We start from the raw sequence: 10,742 nt of genomic DNA on the forward strand, positions 1-10,742 counted from the left end.
CGAGACCACAGCAGCCATGGACACAGAAGGCCGGAAACCCCACATGAGCCTCATCACCCACGCCACCGCCCTGCTCGCCGACATCGCGGTGGAGACCGACCGCACCGACGCGGTGCAGTCGTTCGTCAAGCAGGAGACGATCCTCGTCCGCCTCACCACGGACAACGGCATCGAGGGCACCGGATACGCCTACACGATCGGAACCGGCGGCGTCTCCGTCCTTGCCCTGCTGCGGGAACACCTGCTCCCGCTGCTCGTCGGAAAGGACGCCCGGAACGTCGAAGGGCTCTGGCGGGAACTGTTCGCGCACACCCGCGCGACGACCACCGGTGCGATCACCTCGCTCGCGCTCGCCGCGGTCGACACCGCGCTGTGGGACCTGCGCTGCAAGCGCGCCGGCGAACCGCTGTGGCGCCTCGCCGGCGGCCATCGACAGGAGATTCCCGTGTACGACACCGAGGGCGGCTGGCTGCATCTGTCCACGGAAGACCTGACGAGATCGGCACTCGCGGCCCAGGAGGCCGGGTTCGCCGGCGTCAAGATCAAAGTGGGCAAGCCGCACCCCGCCGAGGACGCGGAGCGGCTGCGCGCCGTGCGGGAGGCAGTCGGCCCGTCCCTCCACATCATGACCGACGCCAACCAGTCCCAGTCACTGTCCCGCGCGCTGCAGCTGGCCGCCGCCCTCGAGCCGTTCGGACCGTACTGGCTCGAGGAGCCCCTTCCGGCCGACGACATCAGCGGGCACGCCCAGCTCGCCCGCGCGACCCGGATCCCCATCGCGGTCGGCGAGTCCATGTACTCGCCGATGCAGTTCCGTACCTACCTGGAGACCGGTGCCGCCTCGGTCGTGCAGGTCGACGTCGCCCGTGTCGGCGGCATCACCCCCTGGCTGAAGGTGGCCCACCTCGCGGAGACCTTCAACATCACGGTGTGCCCGCATTTCCTGATGGAGCTGCACGTCAGCCTGGTCGCCGCCGTTCCCAACGGCGCGTATGTGGAGTACATCCCGCAGCTGCGCGCCGTGACCCGCACCGAGATGCGTCTGCGTGACGGCCGGGCGGTCGCGCCCGACGAGCCGGGCATCGGCATCGACTGGGACCTGGACGCGCTCGACAACCGGAGAGTGGCATGAAGACCTCCACCGCACCCCTGCCCGACAGCGCCACCGGCCGACCCGCCGACGGGGCGCGCCCCGCGCACCGGCTGCCGTTCTGGGTCAACCAGCGCCTCGGCCTGCTGGTGCTCGTCGTCGCGCTGGTCGCCGTCTTCGGGACCGTGGAACCGGCCTTCTTCGACGAACGGCTCGTTCTCTTCCCGCTGGTACGGGACATCGCGATACTGACGGTGGTCGCCCTCGCGCAGATGGTCGTGCTGTCCGTCGGCCACATGAACCTCGCCGTCGGCCGCATGGCCGCCTTCGGTGCCTTCTTCGCCGGGTTCGGCTACGACAAGCTCCGGCTGCCGCTTCCTCTGGGCCTGTTGCTGTGCCTGATCGCCGGCTGCTGCATCGGAGCGCTCACCGGCTGGATCATCGCCCGGACCGGAGTGAGTTCTTTCGTCGTGACCCTGGCGATGGACTTCGCGCTGCTCGGTCTGGTCTCCCTGCTGTACTCGAGCCTCACCGACAACGCCGCGTTCACGACCCAGCCCGCCGGATTCGCGGATCTGCGCTCGACGTCGCTCGCCGACATCTGCGTCGGGCGGCTCTGCGGCTCTCCTGCCGTGCCGCAGATGACCCAGTTCACCCTGTTCGCCCTTGTCGGTCTCGGCTTCCTCTACGCACGCACCCGGATGGGCCGCGAACTTCTGCTCACCGGCGCCAACCCGGCGGCAGCCGAACTCTCCGGCATCCCCGCGGGACGCCGCGTCGTCCTGGCGCACGCGCTGTCCGGGCTGCTCGCGGCGCTCGCCGGATTCATGGCCGCGGTCGGCACCGGCACCTTCCGGGCCTCCATCGGCGAGGACTTCATGCTGCCGTCATTCCTCGGCGCGGTGCTCGGCGGCACGCTGCTCACCGGAGGCGTCGTGTCCGTCCTCGGCACCCTCCTCGGCACCGCCCTCGTCGGTGTCATCCACAAGGGCCTGGACCTGCTCGTCGTCGGGCTGGAAAGCCTCAACATCTACCTCGGCTGCGTACTCCTGCTCGCCTTGTCGGCGGACCGGGTGCGCACCGTCGTGTCCTATCGCAAGGTGGTGCGCTCCACATGACCCCGCTCAACGCGCGCGTCGCGGCCGCGCTTCCGGCGATGCGGCGATTCTCCCGCTCCACGACCATGATCCTGCTGTGCGCGGTGGTGGTGGGCTATCTGGCCCTGGGCATCGCGTCGTCCGGGGCGTTCTTCGAGGGCGCCTCCGTCCGCACGTTCCTCCAGTACCTCGCCACTCCCGTCCTCATCGGGCTCGCGCAGATGGTGGCCCTGTGCGTGGGCCAGCTCAATCTCGCCGTCGGCGCGCTCGGCGGCTTCAGCGCCTGCCTCATGGGTGTCCTCATGGCCGACAGCGGGGTGCCCGCGGGGGTCGCCGTGCCGATCGGGGTGGCGGTCGCCACCCTGACCGGGCTGGTCACCGGCGTGTTCATCGTCGCCACCCGGATCAACGGCTTCATCGTCACGCTCGGCACCATGACGATCCTGCTCGGCGGGCAGTACCGGCTGTCCGGGACACGGACCGTCGACGGCTACTCGGCGACGCTGCGCGACCTCGGTCGCGCCGCCCCGCTCGACATCCCGCTCGTCTTCGTCACCGCGCTCATCGCGGCGGGGCTGCTCGGCGCCTTCATGTACCGCACAGTGGCCGGACGCCGACTGCTCGCCGCCGGGGGCAACCCGCTCGCCGCCCGGCTGTCGGGCATCTCCGGCGACCGGCAGATCGTCATCGCCCACACCCTGTCCGGGCTGCTCGTCGGCATCGCCGCGGTGACCGCGACGGCCTCGCTTCCGGGCGTCAACCGGAGCGTCGGCGGCGACTGGCTGCTGCCCAGCTTCGCCGCACCCATCATCGGGGGCGTCGCACTGACCGGCGGCTCGGTGGCCATCCTCGGCACCGTGCTCGCCGCCTTCCTGATGCGTCTCATCGACTCCGCGCGCGCGGAGTTCTCGCTCGACCCCAGCTGGGTCAACTTCCTCATCGGCCTGGTCGTCCTCGGTACGGTCGTCGGCGGCCGCTTCCACCAGACCCGCATCGAGAAGAAGGGCACCGGCCCCGGGGCGGCCACGGCAACTGCCGCCGCTGCCCTGCCGAGCACGGGAGGTTCCCGATGACCGAGCCCCTTCTTGAGTGCGAGGACATCGTCAAGGTCTTCCCCGGCGTACGCGCCCTCGACGGGGTCGGCCTGAAGCTCACCGCCGGATCCGTGCACGCGCTGCTCGGCGAGAACGGCGCGGGGAAGTCCACGCTGATCAAAGTGATCACCGGGGTGCACGCCCCCGACGGGGGCCGGCTGCTGCGCGACGGCGAGGAGTTGCGGCTGCGCTCCCCCCTGGACGCCACCCGCGCCGGAATCGGCGTCGTTCACCAGGAGCGCAACCTGATCTCCGGCTTCTCCGTCGCCGAGAACATCACTTTGCAGGACCCGCCCTCGCGCCGCGGCCTCATCGACCGGAAGGCGATGACCGACCCGGCTCTGCGCTGCCTGGCCGAGCTGGGTCTGGACCTGGACCCGCACCGACCGGTGCGTGAACTGTCCGTCGCACAACAGCAGCTGGTGGAGATCGCCAAGGCGCTCTACACCGAGAGTCGGGTCCTGCTGCTCGACGAGCCGACCGCGTCCCTCTCCCCGCTGGAGGCCGAGCGTCTCTTCGACGTCGTACGGCGACTCGCGGAGCGCGGTACCTGCGTCGTGTTCGTCAGCCACAAGCTGGAGGAGGTCTTCGCGGTCTGCGACACCGTCACCGTGTTGCGCGACGGGCGGTCCGTCCTCTCGTCGGCGCCGCTCGCCGAGCACACCCAGGACGACGTCGTCACCCTCATGGTGGGCCGGGCCCACACGGCGCAGGACATGATCCCGCGCACCGTGGACACCGCCGCGCCCCCGGCGCTCTCCCTCACCGGCCTGGCCACGGCCGCGGGACACCAGGACGTGTCGCTCGACGTGCGCCCGGGTGAAATCGTCGGCCTCTACGGTCTGGTCGGCGCGGGCCGCAGCGAGCTCGTCAAGGCCGTTCTCGGCCTGGAGCGCGTCACGGCCGGCGAGATCCGCGTGTTCGGCGAGCGGGCACGGATCGGTTCCCCGCGCGAGGCCCTGCACCGGTACGGCATCGGCTACCTGACGGAGAACCGCAAGGAGGAGGGCGTCTTCCTGGAGCAGCCCGTCCTGCGCAACATCACGGTCACCGTGTGGAAGAAGATCGCCCGTGCCTTCGGCGATGTCTCGTCCCGTCAGGAGCGGGAGATCGCCGAGACGCTGATCGAACGTCTCGGCATCCGCGTCTCCGGCCTGGAGCAGCACGCGGGTGAACTGTCCGGCGGCAACCAGCAGAAGGTGAGCCTCGCCAAGTGGCTGGCCGCCGACACCCGGCTGCTGATCGTCGACGAGCCGACGGTCGGCGTGGACGTGCGCACCAAGCACGCCTTCCACGAACTGCTGTGGAACCTCGCCCGCGAGGGACTGCCCATCCTGCTGATCAGCAGCGACCTCGGAGAGATGATCACGTTGGCCGACCGGGTCGTGGTCATGGCCGGCCGCCGGATCCGGGGCGAGGTGACGGGGGACCACGACTACGACCGGATGAGCGGGCAGATCATCCGCATCATCCACGACCGTTCCCCCCGGGCGGTCCCGGGCCGGAAAGGAGCGGCGTGAAACGCGTCGCGCACGTGGTCCACCTCGTCCACGCAACCCGCCCAGGGGGCTTTCCCGGAGTAGAGAGCGCACCGCCCCATGCCCAGCCGCGCACCCGAGGGAGAGCCGCGTGAAGCCCCCGCCCACGCCCGACACGCCACCCCTGGCCGTCCACACCCTCGGTCGCAGCGGCGTCCCCGTCACCGCGCTCGGTTTCGGTGGTGCCTCGATCGGCGGTCTGTACCGGCCGGTGACCGATGACCAGGCGACGGCCACCGTCGAAGCGGCCTGGGCCGCGGGCATCCGCTACTTCGACACCGCGCCGCACTACGGCCTCGGCCTGGCCGAACGCCGGCTCGGTGCGGTGCTGCGCACCCGACCCCGTGACAGCTACGTCCTGTCCACCAAGGTCGGTCGCGTCCTCGATCCGGCCGACGGCCCCGGCGACGACAGCGATCACGGCTTCGCCGTAGCGGCCACGCTCCGGCGCCGCTGGGACTTCAGCGCAGACGGCGTACGCCGCTCCCTGGAGGACAGCCTCACCCGCCTCGGACTCGACCGCGTCGACCTGGCCCTGCTGCACGATCCCGACGACCACGAGGAACAGGCGTTCCGCGAGGCGTATCCGGCGCTGGAGGAGCTGCGGTCGCAGGGAGTGGTCCGCGCGATCGGCGCGGGCATGAACCAGAGCCGGATGCTGACCCGCTTCCTGGCCGACACGGACGTCGACGCCGTGCTGTGCGCGGGCCGTTACACCCTCCTCGAACAAGACGCCGCAGCCACCCTGTTGCCCGCGGCGCAGAAGACCGGCAAGAGCGTGATCATCGGTGGCGTCTTCAACTCCGGGCTGCTCGCCGACCCCACTCCGGGCGCGATGTACGACTACACCGCGGCTCCCGAGGAGCCCCTCCGCAGGGCCGCACGGATGCAGGAGATCACGACCTCGCACGGTGTGCCCCTGCGCGCCGCGGCTCTCCGGTTCCCGTTCGGGCATCCGGCGGTCGCCTCCGTCCTGGTCGGCGCGCGTTCGGCGGACGAGGTCCGCGACGCCGCGGCGCAGTGGAGGCGCCCGCCGGCCGACGGCGTGTGGGCGGCGCTGCGCGCGGAGGGCCTGCTGCCCGGACACATACCCGTACCCCCGGGCGGAACGAGATCGCGCTGACCGTCATCGACGCCCACCACGGCGGCCCACCGGTGAGACGCTCCACCAGCGGATCGAGGCGTGACGTGACCTGCGGATTCTCTATGATTGGCGACAGGGCGTGAAGATGCGCCGCCACCCCGACACCGGCAACAGCTACGCGGTCTACCGCCGCTTCGCGCTGCTGGACCAGGAGTTCCACGACACGCTCGCACGGGCGGCGGGCCGGCCGTTGCTCGCCGACGCGGTGCACCGCCTCCATGCCCACCTCCACCTGTTCCGCCTCACCAGCGCCCCGGGGGCGGTGGGTACCACGATCGACGAACACGAGCGGATCCTGGACGCGGTGGTGCGGCGCAACCCCGAGCGGGCCGCAGAGACGATGGCGGGGCATCTGCGCTCCAGCCGGGTGCGGCACCGCACGGACACCGCGTCCCAGGAGACGACCGCACGCCCCAGGGCTTGACACCAGATCGACGGCGGAGGGGAACTCCTGGCCGGAGACGACCGCACGCCCCAGGGCTTGACCGGAAGCGAAGCGGCTCCTACATTCCTCACACCCTCGAGGTAGATCGATTAACCACTCGTTAACCGCCTGGTTGGAGACACCCCGCAGTGCACTCACCGCTGACGAGGCGCGGCCTCCTCGCCGCCGGTTCGGGCCTTGCCGCCACGACCGTCCTGCCTGCCCTGTCCGGCTGCTCCCTGGTGGCCGCGGCGGACTCCGATCCCGACACGCTCGTCGTGCACAGCCAACTGGGCACCACCGCGCCGGGATCGCCCACCTACCTCGCGGCCCTGGACCGTTTCCGCAAGGAGAATCCGGGGCTCGAGGTCAAGAACCTCATCAACGGCGACGACCTCGCCCAGGTCTACGAGACCTCCCGGCTGGCCCGCAAGGAGCCGGACGTGGTGATGGTCAACCTCTATGACAAGACGCTGGCCTGGACGGACGTCGGCGCCACCGTCGACGTCAAGGGCTACCTGGACGACTGGGGGCTGCGTGAGCGGGTGCGCCCGGAGGCCCTCGCCGCGTGGACCGACGCCAAGGGCAGGCTGCGGGCCTTTCCCTACTTCGCCACCAACTGGCCGATCGCCTACAACAGGGCGCTGCTGGACCGGGCGGGCGTCGACGCGATACCCACCACGGGTGACGAGCTGATCGCCGCGGCCCGCAAGCTGCGCGCCAAGGGAATCGCGCCCGTGACCGTCGGCGGCAACGACTGGACGGGGCAGAAGCTGCTCGCCCAGATCATCCAGACCTTTCTGACCGAGGACGAGGCCCGGCACGCCTACTCCACCGGGGACTTCGGCAGCAGGGGTGCCCGGGAGGGCATTGAATACTTTGTGACGCTGCGGGACGCGGGCGTCTTCGCCGACAAGGCGCAGGGCCTCACCTCGGACCTGATGACCACGCAGTTCAACACCCGGTCCGCGGCGATCGAGTCGGCGATGTCGTCGGCGCTGGCGAAGGTGCCCGAGGAGGTGGCCCGGCACACCGAGGTCGGCGGCTGGCCACTGGCCGACGGCTCCGCGCACGACAAGCCCACCATCCTGCGGACGTACACCCTGATCGCGTTCTGGATCAGCCCGAACGGCGTCAAGAAGATCGACGCGGTCGAGAAGTTCCTGCGCTTCATGTACCGCCCCGACACCGTCTCCCGCTTCATCAAGGAGAGCGGTCGCGACATGGCGCTGCGCTCCGACGCCGTCAGCACGGACTTTCCGCTGGTCGCCGCCGCGCAACGGCTGGGTTCCCGGGTGAGCCAGGTGCTGTTGCCCGACGTATACGTCCCGCCCGCCGCCACTCAGCCGCTGATCACCGCGACCAGCACGTCCTTCACCCGGGGCACCAGCGCCGCGAAGGTCCGCGCCGCACTCGAAACCGCGTACGGCTCCGCGTGATCCGCCCGCCCGCTCGCTCATCCCCTCGAGCCCACCTCACGGGAGTCACTTCATGACGACGTTGACGTCGCCCCCGGGCGGGGCCGCGATCCGCCACCCCGCTCCGTCCTCCGCCACGGCTCACTCCCGCACACCCCGACAGGGCGGCACGATCCTCGCCGTCCCCGCGCTGGTCTGGTACGCGATCTTCATGATCGGTCCGGTGATCGCCATCTTCGTGATCGCCGCCCTGCACTGGCCTGGGATGCTCCAACCGGTGTCCTTCGCCGGTCTGGACAACGTCCGCACGGTCCTCGACGACCCCGTGTTCTGGGACGCGGTGAACAACACCGCCGTCCAGCTGGCCGTGGCGCTGCCGATCATGATCGTATGCGCCTATATGCTGGGCTACTACGTCGCGCAGAAACCCCCCGGACACCGCGTCATCCGCTATCTGCTGTTCATCCCGGGGCTGATCTCCACCCCCGCGAAGGCCATGGTGTTCTACGCGGCGCTGTCCCCGGACGGGCTGGTCAACGGCGCGTTGCAGTCCGCGGGGCTCGGTTCGCTCACCGACGCCTGGCTCGCCTCGCCGTCGACGGCTCTGGCCTGTCTCATCGCCCTGGACGTGTGGAGCGGGATCGGCTTCACCGCCGTCCTGTTCGCCGCCCGGCTCGACAGCGTCCCCGACGAACTCGGCGAGGCGGCGCAGCTGGACGGAGCCGGGCACTGGCGGACCATGTGGCGCATCCACTTCCCCGTGATCCGCGACTATGTCGGTGTCGTCACCATGCTGCAGTTCCTGTGGACCCTCTTCGGCTCGGCGCAGCACGTGCTGCTGCTCACCCAGGGCGGCCCCGGCAGTTCGTCGACGACGCTGTCGTTCCTCGTGTACCAGAAGGCGTTCATGGCGGCCGACCTGGGTTACAGCCAGACCGTGGGCGTCGTCCTCTTTCTGGCCGGGCTCGTGGGGCTGCTCGCCATCCGCCGTGCGTTTCGCCAGAACTACTGATCGGAGCGGTCACCATGAAACTCGGCAAACGCTGGCTGCCCGCACACCTTCTGGTGTGGACCTACGCGGTGCTGCTGATCGTGCCGCTCTACTACTTCCTCGCCTCCGCGTTCAAGAGCAACGAGGAGATCTTCGCCCATCCCTTCGCGCTGCCGGACTCGCTCGGCTTCGGCAACTTCCGGACGGCCTACGACAGCGCCTCCCTGGGCCGGGCCGTCGTCAACTCGGCCGTGGTGACGGCCCTTTCCCTGGCGCTGACCCTGCTGTTGGCACTGCCCGCGTCGTTCGCGCTCGCCCGGTCGACCGGGCGGCTGGCCTCGGCGATGGAGAAGGTGTTCTCGCTCGGCTTTCTGATCCCGACCTTCGCGGCGCTCTTCCCCACGTTCCTGCTCGCCGCGGCCACCGGGCTGTTCCATACGCAGCTCTTCATGGTGCTTTTCCTGCCCGCGACGGCGATGCCGCTGTCGGTGGTGATCCTGGTGCAGTTCATGCGGACCATCCCGAGGGAGATGGAGGAGGCCGCCCGGATCGACGGGGCGTCCACCTACACGGTGCTGCGCCACATCTACACCCCGATGTGCCTGCCCGGCATCGCCACCGTGATCCTCCTGAACTTCCTGACGTTCTGGAACGAGTACCTGTACGCGCTCGTCATCATCGGCCCCGACCCCGACCAGCGCACCGTCCAGTCGGCCCTGCCCACGCTCAGGGCGGTCACCGGCACCGACTACGGCGTCCTCACCGCGGGCACCGTACTGACCCTCGTCCCCGTATGGATCGTCTACACGGTGCTGCAGAAGCGCATGCAGCAGGCGCTCGTCAGCGGCGCGGTGAAGATGTGAGCGCGCCCACCGGGAGGCAGGGGCGCCGGCCCACCATCAAGGCGGTGGCGGCCGCCGCCGGGGTGTCGACGGCGGCCGTGTCCCAGGCGTTCCACGGCAAGGGCCGGTTGTCGGAGCCGACCAGGCAGCGCATCCTGGACGCCGCGGGTGCGCTCGGCTGGTCGCCGAGCGCACCCGCCGCCGCCCTGCGCAACGCCCGCACCCGCACGCTCGCGCTGGTGGTGCGGCGCCCCACCGATGTGCTCGGCGCTGACCCGCACTTCAGCGAGCTGATCACCGGCATCGAAGGCGAGCTGGCCCCGCGCGGCTACGGTCTGCTGCTGCACCTGGTCGCCGGGGCGCAGGAGGAGAACGCCCTCTACCGGCAGCTCACGGCCGAGGGCCGGGTCGACGGAGCCGTGCTGACGGACGCGCGCACGGACGACTCGCGCCCCCATCTGCTGGCCCGCCTCGGCCTGCCCGCCGTGCTGCTCGGTCCCCCCGACCGTGCCGCCGCGGTGCCGAGCGTCGGCCTCGGCCACCAGGGCGCCGCCGTCGAGGAGGTCGTCCGCCACCTCCTCGACCTCGGACATCGGCGCATCGCCTATGTCGCGGGCCCCGCCGATCTCCAGCACACCCGGCTGCGGCGCGGTGTCTTCGAGACGGCCCTCAAGGCAGCCGGTCTGCGGCCGTACGCGGTCCTGCACACCGACTTCACCGAAGTGTCCGCCGTGGCCGCGACCCGGGCGCTGCTGAAGGCCCCCGACCGCGCCACGGCGATCGTCTACGCCAACGACTCCATGGCGGTGTGCGGCATCGGCACCGCCCAGCGCGAGGGCCTGCGCGTCCCCGACGACGTGTCGGTGGTCGGCTATGACAACCTGCCCCTCGGCAGCTGGCTGCACCCCCGGCTGACCACCGTCGACCAGCAGGTGCAGCGGGTCGGCGCGGCCGCCGCCCGGCTGCTCCTCGCCCACTGCGGCGAGGACGTCGAGGAGACGGCGCTCGACGACCGGCCCCGTCTGGTCGTCCGCGAGTCCACCGGGCCCGCCCCCGCCTCCCCCGGCTGACACCCGCGGCGGCCACGCCGCCACCCCGACCGGC

Annotated in this window: 10 protein-coding genes; all 10 read left to right on the top strand. The window is 70.7% G+C overall.

Annotated features, from left to right (window positions below; translation table 11 throughout):
* Nucleotides 1-43 precede the first annotated feature (43 nt).
* The 10 genes from ABFY07_RS01045 (at nt 44) to ABFY07_RS01090 (ending at nt 10,708) form a co-directional block, all read left to right on the top strand.
* Entirely contained in the window at nt 44-1,132 is a 1,089-nt protein-coding gene (locus ABFY07_RS01045; RefSeq protein WP_076971636.1) for a mandelate racemase/muconate lactonizing enzyme family protein, read from the top strand.
* Entirely contained in the window at nt 1,129-2,208 is a 1,080-nt protein-coding gene (locus tag ABFY07_RS01050; protein WP_346172566.1) for an ABC transporter permease, read from the top strand. The genes ABFY07_RS01045 and ABFY07_RS01050 overlap by 4 nt, the downstream gene beginning before the upstream one ends.
* Nucleotides 2,205-3,260, top strand: coding sequence for an ABC transporter permease (locus tag ABFY07_RS01055; RefSeq protein ID WP_346172567.1), 1,056 nt, complete (start codon nt 2,205-2,207; stop codon nt 3,258-3,260). Before ABFY07_RS01050 ends, ABFY07_RS01055 begins: the two co-directional genes overlap by 4 nt.
* The gene (locus ABFY07_RS01060; protein WP_346172568.1) at nt 3,257-4,801 is read left to right on the top strand and encodes a sugar ABC transporter ATP-binding protein; all 1,545 of its coding nucleotides are present in this window, start codon (nt 3,257-3,259) and stop codon (nt 4,799-4,801) included. Before ABFY07_RS01055 ends, ABFY07_RS01060 begins: the two co-directional genes overlap by 4 nt.
* 142 nt (nt 4,802-4,943) lie before the next feature.
* The gene (locus ABFY07_RS01065; protein WP_428836838.1) at nt 4,944-5,942 is read left to right on the top strand and encodes an aldo/keto reductase; all 999 of its coding nucleotides are present in this window, start codon (nt 4,944-4,946) and stop codon (nt 5,940-5,942) included.
* 106 nt (nt 5,943-6,048) lie between these two features.
* The gene (locus tag ABFY07_RS01070; RefSeq protein WP_428836839.1) at nt 6,049-6,387 is read left to right on the top strand and encodes an FCD domain-containing protein; all 339 of its coding nucleotides are present in this window, start codon (nt 6,049-6,051) and stop codon (nt 6,385-6,387) included.
* A 149-nt stretch (nt 6,388-6,536) separates the two neighbouring features.
* Complete coding sequence (locus tag ABFY07_RS01075) at nt 6,537-7,826, top strand: ABC transporter substrate-binding protein (RefSeq protein WP_346172570.1); 1,290 nt, start codon at nt 6,537-6,539, stop codon at nt 7,824-7,826.
* Nucleotides 7,827-7,878: 52 nt separating this feature from the next.
* On the top strand, nt 7,879-8,817 hold the full coding sequence (locus ABFY07_RS01080) for a carbohydrate ABC transporter permease (RefSeq protein ID WP_076971631.1): 939 nt from the start codon (nt 7,879-7,881) through the stop codon (nt 8,815-8,817).
* Nucleotides 8,818-8,831: 14 nt separating this feature from the next.
* Complete coding sequence (locus tag ABFY07_RS01085; RefSeq protein ID WP_346172571.1) at nt 8,832-9,659, top strand: carbohydrate ABC transporter permease; 828 nt, start codon at nt 8,832-8,834, stop codon at nt 9,657-9,659.
* The gene (locus ABFY07_RS01090) at nt 9,656-10,708 is read left to right on the top strand and encodes a LacI family DNA-binding transcriptional regulator (RefSeq protein ID WP_346172572.1); all 1,053 of its coding nucleotides are present in this window, start codon (nt 9,656-9,658) and stop codon (nt 10,706-10,708) included. Before ABFY07_RS01085 ends, ABFY07_RS01090 begins: the two co-directional genes overlap by 4 nt.
* Nucleotides 10,709-10,742 lie beyond the last annotated feature (34 nt).

Origin of the sequence: Streptomyces sparsogenes subsp. cuspidosporus (assembly GCF_039532705.1) — a bacterium.
Lineage (GTDB): Bacteria > Actinomycetota > Actinomycetes > Streptomycetales > Streptomycetaceae > Streptomyces > Streptomyces sparsogenes.